18 protein-coding genes are annotated in these 19812 nt (G+C 45.5%); 17 read left to right on the forward strand and 1 reads right to left on the reverse strand.

The features are described 5' to 3' along the window. Window positions 1-24 precede the first annotated feature (24 nt). From CHH91_RS05495 to holA, 4 genes are all read left to right on the forward strand, one after another. The gene (locus CHH91_RS05495; protein ID WP_095222463.1) at window positions 25-642 is read left to right on the forward strand and encodes a ComEA family DNA-binding protein; all 618 of its coding nucleotides are present in this window, start codon (window positions 25-27) and stop codon (window positions 640-642) included. Window positions 643-707: 65 nt separating this feature from the next. After that, window positions 708-1283, forward strand: a complete 576-nt coding sequence (locus CHH91_RS05500; RefSeq protein ID WP_095222464.1) for a ComE operon protein 2 — start codon at window positions 708-710, stop codon at window positions 1281-1283. Then, a complete protein-coding gene (locus CHH91_RS05505) occupies window positions 1280-3532 on the forward strand; it encodes a DNA internalization-related competence protein ComEC/Rec2 (RefSeq protein WP_095222465.1) in 2253 nt (750 codons plus the stop codon). Before CHH91_RS05500 ends, CHH91_RS05505 begins: the two co-directional genes overlap by 4 nt. A gap of 273 nt (window positions 3533-3805) precedes the next feature. Continuing rightward, window positions 3806-4843 carry a DNA polymerase III subunit delta gene (gene holA / locus CHH91_RS05510; RefSeq protein WP_095222466.1) on the forward strand — a complete coding sequence of 346 codons (1038 nt, stop codon included), beginning with the start codon at window positions 3806-3808 and terminating at the stop codon, window positions 4841-4843. A 64-nt stretch (window positions 4844-4907) separates the two neighbouring features. On the opposite strand, the gene rpsT is transcribed toward holA, so the two are convergent. Then, complete coding sequence (gene rpsT, locus CHH91_RS05515) at window positions 4908-5174, reverse strand: 30S ribosomal protein S20 (RefSeq protein ID WP_095222467.1); 267 nt, start codon at window positions 5172-5174, stop codon at window positions 4908-4910. A gap of 158 nt (window positions 5175-5332) precedes the next feature. On the opposite strand from rpsT, the gene gpr reads away from it, so the two are divergent. From gpr to deoC, 13 genes are all read left to right on the forward strand, one after another. Further along, entirely contained in the window at window positions 5333-6424 is a 1092-nt protein-coding gene (gene gpr, locus CHH91_RS05520) for a GPR endopeptidase (RefSeq protein ID WP_095222468.1), read from the forward strand. Between the two features lie 85 nt (window positions 6425-6509). Then, window positions 6510-7718 (forward strand): stage II sporulation protein P, encoded by a 1209-nt coding sequence (gene spoIIP, locus CHH91_RS05525; RefSeq protein WP_286160701.1) that lies wholly within the window; start codon window positions 6510-6512, stop codon window positions 7716-7718. Beyond that, window positions 7715-8032, forward strand: coding sequence for a hypothetical protein (locus tag CHH91_RS05530; RefSeq protein WP_095222469.1), 318 nt, complete (start codon window positions 7715-7717; stop codon window positions 8030-8032). The genes spoIIP and CHH91_RS05530 overlap by 4 nt, the downstream gene beginning before the upstream one ends. Before the next feature lie 116 nt (window positions 8033-8148). Beyond that, a complete protein-coding gene (gene lepA, locus CHH91_RS05535; RefSeq protein WP_095222470.1) occupies window positions 8149-9969 on the forward strand; it encodes a translation elongation factor 4 in 1821 nt (606 codons plus the stop codon). Between the two features lie 61 nt (window positions 9970-10030). Continuing rightward, entirely contained in the window at window positions 10031-11191 is a 1161-nt protein-coding gene (gene hemW / locus CHH91_RS05540; protein WP_095222471.1) for a radical SAM family heme chaperone HemW, read from the forward strand. A 76-nt stretch (window positions 11192-11267) separates the two neighbouring features. Beyond that, window positions 11268-12296, forward strand: coding sequence for a heat-inducible transcriptional repressor HrcA (hrcA, locus tag CHH91_RS05545; RefSeq protein ID WP_095222472.1), 1029 nt, complete (start codon window positions 11268-11270; stop codon window positions 12294-12296). Between the two features lie 65 nt (window positions 12297-12361). Next, a complete protein-coding gene (gene grpE, locus CHH91_RS05550) occupies window positions 12362-12919 on the forward strand; it encodes a nucleotide exchange factor GrpE (protein ID WP_095222473.1) in 558 nt (185 codons plus the stop codon). A 36-nt stretch (window positions 12920-12955) separates the two neighbouring features. Then, the gene (dnaK, locus tag CHH91_RS05555; protein WP_095222474.1) at window positions 12956-14776 is read left to right on the forward strand and encodes a molecular chaperone DnaK; all 1821 of its coding nucleotides are present in this window, start codon (window positions 12956-12958) and stop codon (window positions 14774-14776) included. A 138-nt stretch (window positions 14777-14914) separates the two neighbouring features. After that, window positions 14915-16039 carry a molecular chaperone DnaJ gene (gene dnaJ, locus CHH91_RS05560; RefSeq protein ID WP_095222475.1) on the forward strand — a complete coding sequence of 375 codons (1125 nt, stop codon included), beginning with the start codon at window positions 14915-14917 and terminating at the stop codon, window positions 16037-16039. Window positions 16040-16058: 19 nt separating this feature from the next. Beyond that, complete coding sequence (gene prmA, locus CHH91_RS05565) at window positions 16059-16997, forward strand: 50S ribosomal protein L11 methyltransferase (protein ID WP_095222476.1); 939 nt, start codon at window positions 16059-16061, stop codon at window positions 16995-16997. Window positions 16998-17012: 15 nt separating this feature from the next. Continuing rightward, a complete protein-coding gene (locus CHH91_RS05570) occupies window positions 17013-17759 on the forward strand; it encodes a 16S rRNA (uracil(1498)-N(3))-methyltransferase (RefSeq protein ID WP_095222477.1) in 747 nt (248 codons plus the stop codon). An 11-nt stretch (window positions 17760-17770) separates the two neighbouring features. Next, a complete protein-coding gene (gene mtaB, locus CHH91_RS05575; protein WP_095222478.1) occupies window positions 17771-19117 on the forward strand; it encodes a tRNA (N(6)-L-threonylcarbamoyladenosine(37)-C(2))-methylthiotransferase MtaB in 1347 nt (448 codons plus the stop codon). Between the two features lie 26 nt (window positions 19118-19143). Next, window positions 19144-19809, forward strand: coding sequence for a deoxyribose-phosphate aldolase (deoC, locus tag CHH91_RS05580; RefSeq protein WP_095222479.1), 666 nt, complete (start codon window positions 19144-19146; stop codon window positions 19807-19809). The last annotated feature ends 3 nt before the right edge of the window (window positions 19810-19812 follow it).

The following is a 19812-nucleotide window of genomic DNA, read 5'->3' on the forward strand; positions in this document are numbered from 1 at the left end:
GAAATAGAATATGAAAGGAGATTCATGGTGCAAATCGTCAAACGATATAGCTGGGCAATCATACTTGCTGCTGCAGTATGTGTGGTTTTAGTCATATGGATCCGGGAGCCTAAGGGTGATGCTGCTGTTCAGCAGCTTGAAGAAGCTGAAAACCCTTCTGAGAATCAGTTGTTGCTTGCAGAAACACCAGCTGAAAAAGAGCCGGCGCCTGATCACACGAAGTTTGTAGTAGATATAAAAGGAGAGGTGCAGTACCCCGGAGTGTACGAGCTTGCTCCAGACAGCCGTGTGGAGCAGGCGATAGATGCAGCTGGCGGGCTGACAGATAAAGCGGAGGGGAGGAGTATCAATCTGGCCCAGCGTGTGGCAGATGAACAGGTTATTTATGTTGCGGCTATCGGAGAAGGAGCGGATTTACCAGCTCAATCTGGAGGGATGAATGCTTCATCGGACAAAATCAATATCAACCAAGCAGACAGCGAGGAACTGACGGAGTTGAACGGCATTGGGGAAGCAAAAGCGCAGGCTATCGTTGCTTTCCGGGAGGAAAACGGTCCTTTCACTTCTATTGAGCAGCTTACAGAAGTACCTGGCATCGGGGAGAAATCATTAGAGAACATGAAGGATCAGATCAGCTTGTAGAGCTGTTGACGGATGAGAAGGGGGATTGTACACTTACTCTAGAAAAGGAAAGGTGGCGAAGCGTCATGGAACGAATCGCATGGAATCAATACTTTATGGCGCAAAGCCACTTGCTGGCATTGCGCAGCACCTGTCAGCGTCTGATGGTTGGTGCGACTGTAGTCCGAGATAAACGGATCATCGCCGGTGGTTATAATGGCAGTGTCACTGGCAGCAAGCACTGCGTCGATGAAGGTTGCTACGTAATCGATGGTCATTGCGTGCGGACAGTACACGCAGAAATGAATGCCCTCTTACAATGTGCGAAATTCGGTGTACCAACCGAAGGAGCTGAAATTTACGTTACACATTTTCCGTGCCTGCAATGCTGTAAAGCCTTAATTCAAGCTGGTATCAAAACGGTCTATTATGCGAATGATTACAAAAATCATCCTTATGCGGTAGATCTTTTTGCTGAAGCAGGTGTCAAGACGCAACAGGTAGAGCTTGATGCAGTTGTAGTGGATACGAAGCCGCAGGAAACTCAAAACCTTATGGAAAAAGTAGTGGAGAAGCTCAAGCAGCTGGATGATACCGAAAGTCAGCGGCTTGCTGAAGAAGCTGCTTCTCGTTATCAACTTCCAACCAAAGAACGGATATGATCGGAAGATGGCATATTGTCGCGCTGGCAGCCCTTGGCGGGATGCTGGCGCATTCCTTACATTTCTCCATCTTGCTGTTAATAGTTGTTTGGCTATGCCTAATGTATTACACAAGGCGAATCCAATTTACACTCCTGCTTCTGTCCTCACTTGCTTCACTGTTGTTTTTCTGCAACAGTATCCTCGGCCAAAAAGCACCCCCTGAACTACCGCTGGATAAGCCAATTCAGCTCACCTCCGCTATATCAGATATCTCTGAAACAAATGAGCGGATTCAATTCACTGCAGAAGATCCTTCTGGTTCCCCTTCTATCCAAGTGACCTATTTCAAACAAGAAGCTAATGAAGTATTAACTGGTTTATCTGCAGGTGCTAAATGTGCCATCAAAGGCAGAATTAGCCAGCCCGATCCAGCTACTAACCAAGGACAATTTGATTTTAAGCGTTATTCACGGCAGCAAGGTATTTTTTACGAAATAAAACTTCAAAATCTCCAGGATATCTCTTGTACTGGAACATCACGATTCAGTCAGCTGTTAAAGGCGAGAACTGGGTTTTTAGAAAAAGCGGATAAGAACCTTGATTCTCATACCGACGCATGGGTGCAGGCGATGATTGCTGGGGAAGACAGCAATTTGGATGAGGGGACGGTAGAGCTTTTCAATCGTTGGAGCTTGTCACATATCCTTGCTATCAGCGGCATGCATATCGCATTATTTTCGGCAATCCTCTTCTTCCTCTTCACAAAACTCCAGATTCTTACGATAGAAAAGACCTATTTGTTTTTATTTGTCTTTTTGGCTGTTTATCCCGTATTTGCAGGCGGGGAACCGTCGGTTTGGCGTTCTGCTTTAATGGTGATGCTCATCATGGTGCTGATGCGCTTTCGCATTAGGCTGCCTATCATCGATAGCATCAGTATCGTTTTCTTACTTTTACTTGTCCTCGACCCGCATTATCTATACCATATTGGTTTTCAATTTTCGTTTCTTGTCAGCTTGGCATTGCTTTTATCGGCCCGCCTTTACACTGGCTCTTTTATAAGTGCGCTGCTGGAAACAAGCCTTTTAAGCCAGCTCGTCATCCTTCCTCTGCAGGTCTCCCAATTCTACTTCTTGAATCCATTGTCTGTTTTAATGAATCTCTTTGCCATTCCGTTCTATACGTTTATTGCTATTCCGCTTTTGCTGTTAATCAGTATCATGCTGTACCCTTTGCCGCAGTTTGCTGCTCTTCTAGGGGAGTGTTTTCGATTTCTAAATGAATTAGTGATCCGATTTATTGAATGGGTAGATGGTGCAGCTTTTTATCCTTGGGTAACAGGCAAGCTTCCAATTGGTATCTCTATAGTTTATTTTCTGATTCTTGTTCTATTTTGCTCAGCGTGGGAGAAAGGCAGGCGAAGGATTGCTCTTTGTTATGGTGCTTTACTGACAGCAATTCCGCTTGCTGCAGCGCTGCTGCCTTATACGAGCAGTACAGGATATGTCACGATGCTCGATATCGGGCAAGGAGATGCATTTGTCATCGAATTACCTTATCGCAGAGGTGTTTATCTAATTGATGCAGCTGGCAGTGTCGGAACGGACTTTAAGCCGACTGATAAGAATTTCAAGCAGGTAATCAAACCATATTTGTATGAGCGGGGAATTGCCAAAGTTCATGGCATCTTTGCTTCGCATGCGGATCATGATCATATCGGGAGTATTGGTAAGCTGACAGAGGAATTTCATGTGGATTGGGTACGTACTTCTGTCTATTTTGACCGTTCGAAAGCAAAACTTTGGGATTCGGATATAAAGATAATACCTTGGACAGCTGGAGAGATGATCCGTCTTCCGGGCTGGGAAATCCAGCTGCTGGCTCCTTCGCGTGATAAAAAGGATCCCAACAAGAATTCGCTTGTCATGTATACGGTGCTGGGCGGGAAGAGCTGGCTTTTTACGGGTGATATAGGCAAAGAGGAGGAAAAGGAAATTATCCGGAGTTATCCGACTTTACGGGCGGATGTACTGAAGGTCGGACATCATGGCAGCAATACCTCGACTGATCCAGCGTTTCTTCAGCATGTGAAGCCGGAGACAGCGCTGGTTTCGGCTGGCCGGAACAACAGATATGGCCATCCGTCTCCAGAGGTTGTGGATGCATTGTCACAACAAAACATCCGTATCTGGCGTACAGATACGGATGGGGCGGTCGTCTATGCCTTCTCAGGGAAGACAGGCACATTTAGCCCGTTCCTCCCATAAGATACGGTAGTTATAAATGAGGCAAATGAACTTACCACAGGCAGCAGGTACTTACCTCGATTAGCAAGAGTTGTCACCAATAACTTGCATGATTAAGGATAACCTAGAGGTAAGAAAACACCGCTTCGCGTTGCAGCCTCCGGAGCTGGCTAACAAGAGCGTTCATATAGATTGGGGGGGAACGTATTATTGTTCTCCTCTGTTCCACCTCCACCTTGCGTTAATTCCTATTTGCCGCTACGATAAACAATAGGATTACGTAGGAGTGAGAACATGTCATATACTGACGCTTTAAAAGCAATCAAGAAAAAGGATTTTTCACCTATATACTTACTATATGGCACCGAGTCCTATTTCATGCAGGATATAAAGGAAAAAATAGAGAAACAATTCGCCCTTTCCGATGGAACGAATGTTTCCGTCTACGATTTGGAGGAAACCCCAATCCAGGAAGTTATTGCGGATGCAGAGGAATACCCTTTTTTCAGCGAACAAAAATTAATTCTCGCTTACAACCCTTTCTTCCTGAAAGCGAAGTCGGATAAGTCGGCAGTGGATCATCGTTTGGAAAGCCTGGAACAGTATGTAGAGAATCCAGCAGCTTGGACGACACTCGTTTTATTAGCTCCATATGAGAAGGTGGATGAGCGGAAGAAAATCATCAAGAGCATCAAAAAGACAGGGCAAGCTGTGGCTTGTCTGCCGGTCAAAGAGTGGGATTTGTCGGATTGGATTGTCACGTTAAGCAAAGAGCATCAAATTGTACTGGAGGATGCAGTTGCTGATTTGCTCATCCAGGAGGCTGGAACAGATCTATCTATGCTGCGCGGAGAGATCGAAAAGCTCGCACTTTATGCAGGTGAGGGAAGTACGGTAACCTTGGAGATGGCAGAATCACTTGTTTCCCATCAGCAGACAAGCTCTGGATTAAAGCTGGTTGACAGCTTGATGGCAGGTGACTTAGCAAAGGCGGTTTACATCTTTCATGATCTGATCAAGCTTAAGGAAGAGCCGATTGCATTGATAGCGTTGCTTGCATCCCAATTCCGGACAATTTTACATGTCAAGCTTCTCAAGCATAAAGGATACAACCAAGCAAAGATGGCAGAAGTAACGAAGGTTCATCCATTCGTGATCAAGCTTGCACTGAAGCGGGAAGCAAACTTCTCGGAAGAAGAATTGAAACATATTCTGTTCTTAGCCGCTGAAACGGATGCAGATTTGAAGCAGGGACGTATGGAGAAGAACCTTGCCTTTGAACTGCTGCTTCAGCAGATAGTAACAATACGAAAAAAAGCCCGGATGGTTTAATAAACCGCCGGGCTTTTTTCTATTAAAAAACGATTCCCTTAAGGAATCGTTCTTCTAAAGCATATTATGCGCCAAGAGCGTTAACTTTTTTAGTCAAGTTAGACTTCTGACGGTTAGCTTTGTTGCGGTGGATGACACCACTTTGTGCAGCTTTATCAATTTTGCTTGAAGCTGTTAGAAGAGCTGTTTTAGCAGTAGCAGCATCGTTGTTGGAAACAGCAGTTTCCACGTGTTTCACTGCAGTACGCAAATCGCTTTTCAAAGCTTGGTTTCTTAGACGAGCATCGTTGTTTACACGAACGCGTTTAATCGCTGATTTAATATTTGCCATGTTTGATTCACCTCCGGCACATTTCATCTTACAACAAAAGCCATTGTACCAAAGCAGAGCGATGTTTTCAACAATTCTTTTCACTGATGGTGTCACTTTTCGTATGATTTGCTGTTAATCTGCTTATGCTAATGCTGACATTTGTGAAAAGTGGAGGGATGATTTTGATCAAGCAGCTGCAAGTACGGACGGATTTGGCTATCGAAGCAAAGGATCTTTATACATCGAGTGAACAGAAGCAGGGGACAGCAGCGGGTATTTCGGTAACAGAGAAAAAGACAGAAGGTATCACCGTCAATTATGTACAAGTAAATGAAGAAGGCGCAAAGCAGATCGGAAAGAAACCAGGCATCTATATTACGATTCATACCGAGGCAGTAAAGAATCAGGATACGAAACAGGAAGAGGAGACAGCACTTGTACTTGCGAAAGAACTGGAACAAATGCTGACTGAAAACAATATTCCTACCAATGCGACAGGTTTAATTGTCGGACTTGGAAACTGGAATGTGACACCGGATGCTTTGGGACCTGAAGTGATTGAGAAAATCATGGTCACCAACCATTTATTCAAGCTGCAGCCTGAATCAGTGGAGGAAGGCTATCGGCCGGTCAGTGCGGTATCACCTGGTGTGATGGGAACTACTGGTATTGAGACTAGCACCCTTATCCACGGAATAATTGAAAAAACGAAGCCGGACTTCGTCATAGCAGTAGATGCTTTGGCGGCTCGTTCGGTCAGTCGTGTGAATAGCACAATCCAATTATCCGACACAGGTATCCATCCAGGCTCAGGTGTTGGGAACAAAAGGAAAGAACTGAGCAAAGATACGCTTGGTATTCCTGTTTTCAGTATTGGCGTTCCAACCGTCGTCGATGCGGTCACCATTACGAGTGACACAATCGATTATCTCTTCAAGCATTTTGGGAGAGAATGGAAGGAAAAAGACAAGCCGTCAAAAGCACTTGTGCCGGCAGGAATGCGTTTTGGAAAAAAGGAACTTACAGAAGAAGATTTACCAAGTGAGGAACAGCGTCAGGCAGTCTTCGGTATGGTTGGCGGTCTCAGTGAAGGGGAGAAGCGTCAGTTGATCCATGAAGTGCTGACTCCTCTTGGGCATAATCTTATGGTAACACCAAAGGAAGTCGATGGGTTTATTGCCGATATGGCCCATGTCATAGCAGCTGGCATTAATGGCGCCCTGCACGAAAAGGTCAATCCGGCGAATCTCTCGGATTACACACGCTGATTTCTTTCAGAGGTTCTACTTCGAGCTTCTCTCTCATAGATTCTAGTAGAGTTCAACTAGATTCAAAAAGAGAGGAGCTTCTTTCTTGGGAAAAAAGAAGAACAGCTTTAAGCGAAAGCGTTCAGGCGTACTGTTCATATATAAGCGGACACTTATCCTTGTCGGCTCCATCCTTTTTCTATTGACCGGTATAGCGGCGCTTACTTCTGCTGGGCCGGCGTACCGGCTGTCCTCACAAGCCATTACAGATTGGACAAGACAGCTAGACAGCAGCATATATTTGCATATACTCGGAAACGAAAATAAGGTTTTCGAAAGTGTTAGACCAGAAGAAGCTCCATCTATACAGATATCCGCCATTCTTATGCAAATGCTGACAACCATTAAACCGGATGATCCGAGGACTCTGCTCGGCTCCGAAATACCAGGGTTCTCATTATATGAAAACCAGATTGTCATTGCTGGTGAAGGGACAAACTATACGAACCTTCCGATTGAGTCGGCGCAGCCGGATCATATTATCGAAGAAGAGCCAGCACAAGAGAAGGAAGAAGAGGTGCCGCCAGAGAAAGAGGAGCAAAACCCGACGGAAGATAGTCAGGAACAAAAAGACGAGGAACCTGCACCTTCCACAGGGGAAAAAGATGTTGTTTATATCTATCATACACATAATCAGGAGTCCTATCTGCCTTCTTTGGATGCACAGCAGGAAGATAACGCTTATAACAAAAATTCTAACGTTACCGATGCTGGAGAGGCAATGGCAAAACGGCTGGAAGAGCTGGGTATCGGGGCAATAGCTGACCAGACAGATATAGGAGCTATTTTGAATGAAAATGGCATGGCTTATCATCAATCCTACGAAGCCTCAAGAGGAGTGGTGGAAGCTGCTGTAGCAGAAAACAAGGATGTTTCTTTCGTTTTCGATATTCATCGGGACAGCTTGAAACGGAAAGACACGACCAAGGAAATCGAAGGTAAAACATATGCAAAAGTCGTCTTCGTCGTCGGCGCAGAGAATAAGGAATTTGAAAAGAACTTGAAGCTGGCAACGGATCTGCACAAGAAGATTGAAGCCGAATACCCAGGCTTGAGTCGTGGTGTCATCACGAAACAAGGCGCTGGAGTCGACGGTGTTTATAATCAGGATGTATCTGACAAAGCAGCTCTCCTGGAAATAGGGGGGGCGGAGAATACACTGGAGGAAGCGACGCGGACGGCGGAACTTTTTGCCGAGATATTTGCGGATTATTACTGGGAAGCGGAAAAAGTTCAAGGAGGCCAAGCAGGATGAAATATGTAGTAATTGTTCTCACGATGCTGACGTTGTTTTTTGGCGGTATATTGATAGGAATGGAAAAAGAGGATGTACAGCAAATAGAACAGCCCCCTGCTGCAGAACTGCAGGAGGGAAAGCTGACTGCATCTGCTTCATTTGAGGGTACGAAAGAAGAGCCTGTGTACGAAAATACTGCACCAGTTTCAGATGAAGGGGCAGACAGCTCCATCGTACAGCAGCTGGCAAGCGGTCTTGGAAGTCTGTTCACAGGTATCTGTTCGGTTATCATCACAGCGATCGAACAGCTTTCCAACGCTTTGTTCGGCTGAAGCAAAAGCGCTTAAAAACATTGAATAAACAGGGCGCAATTGCTATAATCAATGCTAGTTATTGTTACGGCTGCTTCTTGTGGAGGCAGCTTCGGACAATTTAGGAGTGATTTTGATTGGTAGAGACAAACAGACGAAATCAGCAGCATGTGCGGAATTTCTCGATCATTGCCCACATCGATCACGGGAAGTCTACACTGGCTGACCGTATTCTCGAGAAGACGAAGGCTCTTACTGCGCGTGAAATGAAGGCGCAGTATTTGGATGCAATGGATCTGGAAAGGGAGCGCGGCATCACTATCAAGCTGAATGCAGTGCAACTTGAATACGAACGGGAAAATGGCGAGAAATATATTTTCCATTTGATAGATACACCGGGACATGTCGATTTTACATATGAGGTATCCCGGAGTTTGGCAGCCTGTGAAGGTGCCATCCTCGTAGTGGATGCAGCTCAGGGTATCGAAGCCCAAACATTGGCCAATGTATACTTGGCTATGGATAATGACTTGGAAATCATTCCGGTTATCAATAAAATCGATCTACCGAGTGCCGACCCGGAAAGGGTTAAACAGGAAATCGAGGATGTCATTGGCATTGATGCGAGTGATGCTATTCTGGCATCCGCTAAAGCAGGAATTGGTATAGAAGAGATTTTAGAAGCGATTGTAGACCGGATCCCGCCGCCGAAAGGGAATGAGGATGCGCCGTTAAAAGGTCTGATCTTTGACTCTTTGTATGATTCCTATCGCGGTGTTGTCGCGTATACGTGTATCAAAGAGGGTTCTGTAAAAGTAGGCGACAAAATCCATATGATGGCTACAGGCAAGGAATTTGAAGTCAATGAGGTCGGTGTTTTTAATCCGGCGCCAGTTAAAAAGGACGAGCTAGTCGTTGGTGACGTTGGTTATTTAACTGCCTCTATTAAAAATGTAAGTGATACGCGAGTAGGGGATACCATTACATTAGCCAATAATCCAGCCAGTGAGGCACTGCCCGGCTATCGCCGCTTGAATCCGATGGTTTATTGCGGATTGTTCCCGGTTGATGCGAGCAACTACAATGATTTGCGTGAAGCACTGGAAAGACTGGAGCTGAACGATAGTTCCCTGCAATATGAAGCGGAGACTTCCCAGGCGCTAGGTTTCGGATTCCGTTGTGGCTTCCTTGGTCTATTGCACATGGAGATCATCCAGGAACGTATCGAACGAGAGTTCAATATTGATTTGATCACGACAGCACCAAGTGTTATCTACAATGTCGTCATGAATGATGGCAGCGAAGTGCGTGTCGACAACCCGGCTGCTTTGCCAGATGCACAATCACGTACGGAAGTGCAAGAGCCATACGTAAAAGCGACAATCATGGTACCGAATGATTACGTTGGTACAGTCATGGAGCTATGCCAGAAAAAACGCGGTGATTTCCAGGACATGCAATACTTGGACGATGTCCGTGTAAATGTAGTTTATGAAATCCCGCTTTCTGAAATCGTGTATGACTTCTTCGATCAGCTGAAATCCCAAACAAAAGGGTATGCAAGCTTCGATTATGAACTCGTAGGTTACAAGGCATCCGATCTGCAGAAGATGGATATTCTTTTGAATGGCGATACGATAGATGCTCTATCCTTCATCGTACACCGTGATTTTGCCTTCGACCGTGGTAAAGCAATAGTAGAAAAGCTGAAGGCGTTAATCCCGCGTCAGCAGTTCGAGGTACCAGTCCAGGCTGCAATCGGGAACAAGATTGTTGCCCGTTCCAATATTAAAGCGATGCGTAAGAATGTCTTGTCCAAGTGTTATGGAGGAGATATATCACGTAAACGTAAATTACTTGAAAAGCAAAAAGAAGGTAAGAAACGGATGAAGATGGTCGGTTCCGTGGAGGTTCCTCAGGAAGCGTTCATGGCCATCCTGCAGATGGAAGACGAATAAAAAACAGACAACCCTTGTCCTTATCAGACAAGGGTTTGTCATTGCGGAAGGAGGCAGCATGATGAACGAAGTGAAATCCGCTTATATCCATATACCTTTCTGTGAACAGCTTTGTCATTACTGCGACTTCACGAAGTTTTTCTATCGGGAAGATAGTGCAGATGAATATGTAGAAGCATTACGGAAGGAAATGGAGCATTACATTCCGAACAGACAGCAGATGAACACGATCTTTGTAGGTGGCGGAACACCAACCGCTTTGAATATGCAGCAGCTGGAGCATGTGCTGAAGAGTGTTGACAGCGCATTTGATGTTCACGCAGCCAGAGAATATACATTTGAAGCAAATCCCGGGGATCTATCCTTAGAGAAGGCAAAGCTGCTTAAGCATTACGGTGTAGATCGAATCTCCCTTGGCGTTCAAGTGTTTGATGATAAACTTCTCGAAGCGATCGGTCGTGTTCACCGCGTCAAGCATGTATATGAAAGTCTTGATCTATTGAAACAGGCTGGCTTCGACAATATCAGCATCGACTTGATTTATGCGCTGCCGGGACAAACATTGGAGCAGTTTGGGCATACTGTGGAAGAAGCCTTGCAGTTCGATCTGCCGCATTATTCTTCTTATTCGCTTCAGATTGAGCCTAAGACGGTCTTTTATCAGCGGTATAAAAAGGGTACATTGAAAAAGGCGCCGGAAGAATTGGAAGCTAATATGTACAATCTGCTGCGCGATCAAATGAAGGCACATGGCAGAGAACAATATGAAGTGAGCAATTTTGCCCTTCCGGGTAAGGAAAGCCAGCATAATCTTGCATACTGGAATAATGATTTCTACTATGGACTTGGTGCAGGGGCACATGGGTACTTGCCAGGGCGCCGCGTAATCAATATCCGTCCGCTTCCTGCTTATCTGAAGCAAGCGAATGAAAATGGTATACCGGTTCTGCATGAGGAGCCGATTGGCCGTAAAGAGCGTATCGAGGAAGAGCTTTTCCTTGGTCTTCGCAAGAAATCAGGAGTGAACAAAGCGAGCTTCCGTGACAAATTCGGTATCGAGCTTACTGAGGTTTACCGTAAGCCTCTGGATCTGCTGATCAGTAAAGGATGGCTCATTGAAGATGCTGAACACGTTGCTATGACTGAAGATGGATTTTTGTTCGGAAACGATGTATTCCAAGAGTTCCTTTTAGAAGAAGAACCGACAAGAGTTTCGAATTGACAATTTTTCTAGGCTTTGTTACCTTATATGTATATTTAGCACTCCCTGTTAACGAGTGCTAATCGAGGTGATGATCATGCTGACAGAAAGACAGCTGCGTATCCTTCAGGTCATAGTCGATGATTTCATTGAAACGGCGCAGCCGATTGGTTCGCGTGCTATCTCCAATAAGCAGGACGTTGCCTATAGTGCCGCAACGATTCGCAATGATATGGCTGAGTTGGAGCAGCTTGGCTTGATCGAGAAGACGCATACCTCATCCGGAAGAATACCTTCCGAAAGGGGCTATCGCTTCTACGTGGATCATCTACTGACACCGTTTCATTTGACGCGGCAGGATACGTCAGCAATCAAACAGACATTTTCGACGAACATACGTCAGATGGAAGAAGTCGTACAGCAATCCGCAGCACTGCTTTCAGAGCTTACCAACTACACAAGTATCATATTGGGACCGGAAATGCTGGAGACGAAGCTCAAGCATATTCAGATTCTTACTTTGTCCGATTTTAGTGCTGTCATGATTCTGGTGACAGACACAGGGCATGTAGAGCATAAATCTTTCCGGATACCAGATGGGATGGATCATGCTGAGATGGAAAAGGTAGTGAATATCCTGAATGACCGTTTAGCTGGTGTACCGCTTATGATGGTGCCTGGCAGACTGAAGTCTGAAGTGCAGGAGCTGCTCAAGCAGCATACCGTCCATTTTGATACGATGTTCGCTTATCTGCGCTCCTTCATGGAAACGGAACAGCCGCTCAAGCTCTATTTCGGCGGTAAGACAAACATATTGATGCAGCCCGATTTTCAGGACTTGAATAAGCTGCGAAGCCTTTATACGATGATTGAAGAAGAAGGCGAGACGATTGCGCGTCTTCTCAAAGGAGAGCAAAATGGTCTGCATGTATCCATCGGCACAGAGAACAAGCTGGATGCGATGCAGGATTGCAGCTTTGTCACTGCGAGTTACACAGCGGATGGCTTACACATGGGAACCGTCGCCTTGCTGGGTCCGACCAGAATGGAGTATTCCCGGGTAATGTCGTTGATGAATGTTTTATCTAGCAAACTGACCAGCGCCTATCAGGACTGGCAGAAATGAGTTGAATATGGCTTGCTATACAGCAAGCCTTTCATATAAGCAATGCTTTTCAGGAGGTGACCATCATGGCAAATGAAAAAGAAATAGTGAATGAAACCGAAGAGCAGGAAGCTGTTGAAACAGAAGTGGTTGATGCAGCCCCAGCTGAGGAATCCGAAACTAACGATGAAGGCAGCGAGCAACTAGCACAGCTCGAACAAGAAAAAAACGAGATGTACGACCGTCTGCTGCGCTTGCAGGCTGAGTATGACAATTTCCGCAAGCGTACACAGAAGGAAAAGGAAGCTGCCAGCAAATATAGATCTCAGGATTTGGCGGAAGCCTTGCTCCCTGTCGTCGACAACCTGGATCGCGCCCTTCAGACTGTTCAGGACGAAGAAGCGAACAAAGGTTTTGTCGATGGTATCCGCATGGTGCATCGTCAATTATTAGATGCATTCGACAAGCAAGGTATCGAGACGATTGAAACTGTAGGACAGCCATTCGATCCTCATCTGCACCAAGCCGTCATGCAGGTGGAAAATGATGAATACGAACCAAATACTGTCGTACAGGAATTGCAAAAGGGCTATAAGCTGAAAGACCGTGTCATTCGACCGGCTATGGTCCAAGTGAATCAATAAAGCACTACATATGCTGTAGAGGAGGAAAAATACAAAATGGGTAAAATCATTGGTATTGACTTAGGTACAACAAACTCTTGTGTGTCCGTAATGGAAGGTGGAGAAGCTCGCGTTATCCCGAACCCGGAAGGTAACCGCACAACTCCATCCGTTGTAGCATTCAAAAATGGAGAAAGACAAATCGGTGAAGTGGCGAAGCGTCAAGCGATCACGAACCCGAATACAATCCAATCCATCAAACGTCATATGGGTACGGATTACAAAGTGGAAATCGAAGGTAAGTCTTACACGCCTCAAGAAATTTCTGCTATCATCCTGCAGTACATTAAATCTTTCGCTGAAGATTATCTAGGTGAAACGGTGGATAAAGCTGTTATCACAGTTCCAGCATACTTCAACGATGCAGAACGCCAAGCAACGAAAGATGCTGGTAAAATTGCAGGTCTTGAAGTCGAGCGTATCATCAACGAACCGACAGCAGCTGCGCTTGCTTATGGTATCAATACAGAAGAAGATCAAACAATCCTTGTTTATGACCTTGGCGGCGGTACATTCGACGTTTCCATCCTTGATATCGGCGATGGCACATTCGAAGTAGTTTCCACTGCGGGTGATAACCGTCTTGGCGGTGACGATTTCGACCAAGTGATCATCGATCATCTTGTAGCGGAATTCAAAAAAGAGAACGGCATCGATCTTTCCAAAGATAAAATGGCAATGCAGCGTTTGAAAGATGCAGCTGAAAAAGCGAAAAAAGATCTTTCAGGTGTTACACAAACACAAATCTCACTTCCATTCATCACGGCTGGTGCAGAAGGTCCGCTTCACTTGGAGCTTTCTCTATCACGTGCGAAATTCGATGAGCTTTCTGCTGATCTGGTTGAGCGAACAATGGGACCTACTCGTCAAGCTCTTCGCGATGCTGATCTTTCTGCAAGCGAAATTGATAAAGTTATCCTAGTCGGTGGTTCTACACGTATTCCGGCTGTAGTGGAAGCAATCAAAAAGGAAACTGGCAAAGATCCTTCCAAAGGCGTTAACCCGGATGAAGTAGTTGCACTCGGTGCAGCAATCCAGGGTGGTGTCCTTCAAGGTGATGTGAAAGACGTCGTACTTCTTGACGTTACTCCACTTTCCCTTGGTATTGAAACAATGGGCGGCGTGTTCACCAAATTGATCGAGCGCAATACGACAATTCCGACAAGCGCATCCCAAACATTCTCTACAGCAGCGGACAACCAGCCTTCTGTAGATATACATGTACTTCAAGGTGAACGTGAGATGGCAGCTTACAACAAGACGCTTGGTCGTTTCCAACTGTCGGATATCCCGCCAGCACCACGCGGTGTGCCGCAAATCGAAGTTACCTTTGATATCGACTCAAATGGTATCGTTAATGTTCGTGCGAAAGATCTTGGCACAAACAAAGAACAATCCATTACAATCAAATCTTCTTCAGGTCTTTCTGATGAAGAAGTAGAAAAAATGGTGAAAGAAGCGGAAGAGAACGCGGAGGAAGATAAAAAACGCCGTGAAGAAGTAGATCTTCGAAATGAAGCGGATCAGCTAGTCTTCCAAACGGACAAAACGTTGAAAGATCTTGCTGAAAATGTTTCTGAAGAAGATAAACAAAAAGCAGAAGCAGCGAAAGAAGAACTGAAGAAAGCATTGGAAGGTACTGATATTGAAGATATCAGAACTAAAAAAGATGCGCTTTCCGAGCAGGTTCAAGCATTGTCTGTCAAATTGTATGAGCAAGCAGCACAGGCTCAGCAAGCGCAAGGCGGAGAAAAAGCAGACGATGATGTCGTAGATGCTGATTTCGAAGAAGTAAACGACGACAAAGACAATAAGTAAAAACTAGTATCACCCGACAAGTCAAAGCCGCTTTCCGAGCAGCTTTGACTTGTTACATGTTTACAGTGTTTGCTGCCTATAGGGCTTAATGGTATGATAAAATTTATGTATAAGAGAGAGTCGGGAGAGTGATTGTCAGTGAGTAAGCGGGATTACTACGATGTGCTTGGCGTCGGGAAAGATGCCTCGAAGGAAGAAATTAAAAAAGCATATCGCAAACTTGCGCGCCAATACCACCCAGATGTGAATAAGGCGGAAGATGCAGCCGATAAGTTCAAAGAGGCAAAAGAAGCCTATGAAGTACTCGGCAATGAACAAAAGCGTACCCAGTATGATCAATTTGGCCACGCAGGCCCGCAGAGCCAAGGCTTCGGGGGAGCTGGAGCCCAAGATTTTGGCGGTTTTGGCGACATTTTCGATATGTTCTTTGGCGGCGGCGGACGCCGCAGTGATCCGAACGCACCACGTCAAGGCGCAGATTTGCAATACAGTATGACGCTCAGCTTCGAGGAAGCTATTTTTGGTAAGGAAACAGATATTGAGATACCGAAAGAAGAGGAATGTGATACTTGTCACGGTTCAGGAGCCAAACCAGGCACCAAGCCGAAGACTTGTACGCATTGTAACGGAAGCGGACAGCTTAATGTCGAACAAAATACACCATTTGGCCGTGTTGTGAACCGTCGCGTATGTAATACATGTAATGGAACAGGTAAGATCATTCCAGATAAATGTAAGACTTGCAGTGGTTCCGGCCGTGTGCGTAAACGCAACAAAATCCATATCAAAGTCCCTGCGGGAATTGACGATGGCCAGCAAATCCGTGTATCCGGTAAAGGAGAAGCAGGTGTCAATGGAGGACCTCCAGGAGATCTTTATGTTGTCATTCAAGTACGCAGCCATGAGTTCTTTGACCGTGAAGGCGATAATATTTATTGTGAAATGCCGATTACATTTGCTCAAGCAGCACTTGGTGATGAAATTGAAGTGCCGACGGTTCATGGCGCAGTGAATCTTAAAGTTCCAGCAGGTACGCAAACAGGACGTACATTCCGTTTGAAAGGCAAAGGATCACCGAATGTGCGCGGGTATGGTCAAGGGGACCAACATGTGAAAATTCGTGTTGTAACACCTACGAATTTATCGGATCGTCAGAAGGAGCTATTGCGTGAGCTCAACGATATAAGCGGTAATGACCCAACCGACGAACAGCATGACAATATTTTCACACGTATGAGACGTGCGTTCAAAGGTGAGTCTTAATAAAAGGAGTGACGTGTACGTGAAATGGGCGGAGCTGTGTATCCATACTACGAATGAAGCGATTGAGCCAATTTCGAATATCCTGCATGAAGCAGGTGCCAGTGGTGTTGTAATCCAGGACCCAGAGGACTTGGTCAAAGATCATAAAACGACGTTCGGTGAAATCTATGCGTTGGATCCAAAAGATTATCCAGCAGAAGGCATCTTTGTGAAAGCATATTTGCCTCTTAACAGCTTTTTGAATGAATCGGTGAATGAGATCAAAGCAGCGATCACAAATCTGAAAGAATATCAGATTGATATTGGTGCAAATGATGTGACAGTCAGTGAAGTAGATGAAGAGGATTGGTCTACCGCTTGGAAGAAATATTACAAACCGGTGAAGATCTCCGAAAAGTTCACCATCATACCTACATGGGAAGAGTACACACCGGTAGCAAGTGATGAAGTGATCATGGAACTTGATCCTGGCATGGCTTTTGGTACAGGAACTCACCCGACGACGGTACTTAGTGTACAGGCAATCGAACGTTATATAACGAAAGGCGACATTGTCATTGATGTTGGTTCTGGTTCTGGTGTACTGAGCATCGCTGCCGTACTGCTCGGTGCTGAGCATGTACATGCATTCGACCTCGATGATGTGGCGGTAAACAGTACCAAGGTCAATGCAGAGCTGAATCAAGCAGCTGACCGCATTACGGCCAGTGCGAATAATTTGCTCGAAGGCGTTGAGGTGGAAGCGGACGTTATTGTATCGAATATCCTTGCTGAAATCATTTTGAAATTCACAGATGACGCGTATAAATTGATCAAACCAGGTGGTCTGTTCATTACGAGCGGCATTATCAGCCAGAAGAAAGGCGACGTAAAAGAAGCCTTGATAAAAACTGGTTTCGATATTGTTGAAGTCAATGAAATGGAAGATTGGGTTGCCATCATTGCAAAGAAGAATTAAGGCAGAGGTGAGCATATGCAGCGCTATTTCGTAGAAGCTGCCAATTGGCAGGATAACCGGATTACGTTGAATGGACAGGACGCTCATCATATCAATCGGGTGATGCGGATGAAAACAGGCGATAATATCATCTGTGTCCATCCGGATGGGCATGCCGCAAAATGTGAGATTGACGAATTGGTGTCAGATCATGTTACTGTCTCCGTAGTTGAAAAAGTCGATATGAATACTGAAATGCCAGTATCAGTAACGATTGCCCAAGGGCTTCCCAAGGGTGACAAACTGGAATGGATCGTGCAGAAAGGAACGGAATTGGGTGCAGCTGCATTTGCTCCTTTCCAAGCTGCTCGTTCCGTTGTAAAATGGGACGAGAAAAAGAAGGACAAAAAACGGCAGCGCCTTGAAAAGATTGCCAAAGAAGCTGCCGAGCAGTCCAGCCGTTTGATAATACCGGCAATAAAGGATGTGCAAACCTTCCAAATGCTGCTTGATAGCAGCGATACATACAAGCACAAATTGTTCGCTTATGAAGAAGCGGCAAAAGGATTGAAGGCAGAACCGCTTCGATCTGTTTTCCAGCACATTTCCCCATCAGACAATGTGCTTGTCGTAATCGGACCAGAGGGCGGCTTCAGTGAATCAGAAGCTGATGCGCTTCAAAATGCGGGTTTTGCACCTATCAGGCTCGGACCTCGAATTTTGCGCACAGAGACCGCTCCACTGTATATGTTGGCTAGTCTATCGTACCATTTTGAAGAATGAGGTGTTTTACCATGCCTACAGTGGCATTCCACACATTAGGTTGTAAAGTGAACCATTATGAGACAGAAGGTATTTGGCAGAAGTTCAAAGCCCAAGGCTATGAAAGGGTGGATTTTGATCACCAGTCAGACGTGTACGTTATCAACACTTGCACGGTTACGAATACTGGAGATAAAAAAAGCCGCCAAGTCATTCGCCGGGCAGTACGTAAAAATCCTGAGGGCGTCATTTGTGTAACCGGATGTTATGCGCAAACGTCCCCTGGTGAAATCATGGAGATTCCGGGAGTGGACATCGTAGTTGGCACGCAGGGCCGGGACAAGATGATTGAGCATATCGAGGAATTCAAGGTGAAGAAGGAACCGATCAACGGCGTTTCGAACATCATGAAAAACCGTGTCTTCGAGGAAATGGATGTACCAGCCTTCACCGACCGTACGCGTGCATCGCTGAAAATCCAGGAAGGCTGCAATAACTTCTGCACTTTCTGTATCATTCCTTGGTCCCGCGGATTGCTGCGTTCCCGTAACCCTGAGGACGTCATGAAGCAGGCTCAGCAGCTTGTGGACGCTGGCTACAAGGAAATCGTCCTTACAGGGATTCATACAGCAGGATACGGCGAGGATATGCAGGATTACAATTTTGCTAAATTGCTGCGGGAATTGGAGGCGAATGTACGTGGATTGAAACGAATCCGTATTTCCTCCATTGAGGCAAGCCAGATTACGGATGAGGTCATTCAGGTACTGGATGAGTCTGAGAAAATCGTGCGTCATTTGCATATCCCGCTTCAATCTGGATCTGATTCCGTTTTAAAACGCATGCGCCGCAAGTATTCTTCAGACTTTTACCGCAGTAAAATCGATAAAGTGAAGAAAGCTTTGCCTAACCTTGCCATTACGAGTGATGTGATTGTCGGCTTCCCAGGTGAGACAGAAGAGGAATTCATGGAAACATATCGTTTCATTCAAGAAATCGGTTATAGCGAGCTCCATGTGTTCCCTTATTCCAAGCGTACAGGAACACCTGCTGCACGTATGGCAGACCAAGTGGACGACGAGACAAAGAATGAGCGTGTCCACCGTCTGATTACACTTTCGGATCAGCAAGCGAAAGAATATGCTTCTCAATTCGAAAATGAAGTATTGGAAGTCATTCCAGAAGAGCTTTTTGACGAAAACGAATCCGACACATTATATGTCGGCTATACAGATAACTATTTGAAAGTGAAATTCGAGGCAACACCGGACATGATCGGTAAGATTGTCCGTGTTAAGCTGACTAAGGCTGGCTATCCGTATAATGAAGGCCAATTCGTCCGGGTAATGGATGATGAGGAAGCAAGTGTAACTATCTAACTTGACTATAAAAGGAGTTATTTCTCTTGGAAAATATCGCTGGATATATTGATCACACACTTTTAAAGCCTGATGCTACAAAGGAACAAATCGATGTAATTGTTGAGGAAGCGGCAACCCATAAATTCGCTTCTGTTTGTGTAAATCCGTATTGGGTTTCTCATTGTGCAGATCAGCTTAAAGGTACAGATGTGAAAGTATGTACTGTTATCGGATTCCCTCTTGGCGCTTCGACTAGCGCGGTAAAAGCTTTGGAAACTAAGGACGCTATTGAAAAAGGTGCTGGTGAGATCGATATGGTCATCAATGTCGGTGCTTTGAAATCAGGCGATTTAGAGACTGTTGAGTCTGACATTCGTGCAGTTGTGGAAGCAGCAGCAGGTGTACTGACGAAAGTGATTATCGAGACTTCATTATTGACTGATGAAGAAAAAGTAACAGCTTGTGAGCTTGCTGTAAAAGCTGGAGCTGATTTCGTCAAAACTTCCACTGGTTTTTCCGGCGGTGGTGCAACAGTGGAAGATATCAAATTGATGCGTAAGACAGTCGGTCCGGACATCGGTGTAAAGGCCTCCGGCGGTGTGCGTGACCGCGAAGCTACACTGGCTATGATCGAAGCAGGTGCTACTCGCATCGGTGCCAGCGCAGGTGTTCAGATCATCGCAGGCGTTGCTGGAAGCAGCGATTATTAAGAA

The organism is Virgibacillus sp. 7505, from assembly GCF_002272135.1.
Taxonomy (GTDB): domain Bacteria; phylum Bacillota; class Bacilli; order Bacillales; family Amphibacillaceae; genus Terribacillus.

Excerpts from the sequence above, each read along its gene's own strand:
- mtaB (WP_095222478.1), top strand. The coding sequence starts at position 17,771 with ATGCCTACAGTGGCATTCCACACATTAGGTTGTAAAGTGAACCATTAT.
- CHH91_RS05505 (WP_095222465.1), top strand. The coding sequence starts at position 1,280 with ATGATCGGAAGATGGCATATTGTCGCGCTGGCAGCCCTTGGCGGGATG.
- grpE (WP_095222473.1), top strand. The coding sequence starts at position 12,362 with ATGGCAAATGAAAAAGAAATAGTGAATGAAACCGAAGAGCAGGAAGCT.
- CHH91_RS05500 (WP_095222464.1), top strand. The coding sequence starts at position 708 with ATGGAACGAATCGCATGGAATCAATACTTTATGGCGCAAAGCCACTTG.
- CHH91_RS05495 (WP_095222463.1), top strand. The coding sequence starts at position 25 with ATGGTGCAAATCGTCAAACGATATAGCTGGGCAATCATACTTGCTGCT.
- hrcA (WP_095222472.1), top strand. The coding sequence starts at position 11,268 with ATGCTGACAGAAAGACAGCTGCGTATCCTTCAGGTCATAGTCGATGAT.
- gpr (WP_095222468.1), top strand. The coding sequence starts at position 5,333 with ATGATTTTGATCAAGCAGCTGCAAGTACGGACGGATTTGGCTATCGAA.
- hemW (WP_095222471.1), top strand. The coding sequence starts at position 10,031 with ATGAACGAAGTGAAATCCGCTTATATCCATATACCTTTCTGTGAACAG.
- CHH91_RS05530 (WP_095222469.1), top strand. The coding sequence starts at position 7,715 with ATGAAATATGTAGTAATTGTTCTCACGATGCTGACGTTGTTTTTTGGC.
- CHH91_RS05570 (WP_095222477.1), top strand. The coding sequence starts at position 17,013 with ATGCAGCGCTATTTCGTAGAAGCTGCCAATTGGCAGGATAACCGGATT.
- dnaK (WP_095222474.1), top strand. The coding sequence starts at position 12,956 with ATGGGTAAAATCATTGGTATTGACTTAGGTACAACAAACTCTTGTGTG.
- rpsT (WP_095222467.1), bottom strand. The coding sequence starts at position 5,174 with ATGGCAAATATTAAATCAGCGATTAAACGCGTTCGTGTAAACAACGAT.
- holA (WP_095222466.1), top strand. The coding sequence starts at position 3,806 with ATGTCATATACTGACGCTTTAAAAGCAATCAAGAAAAAGGATTTTTCA.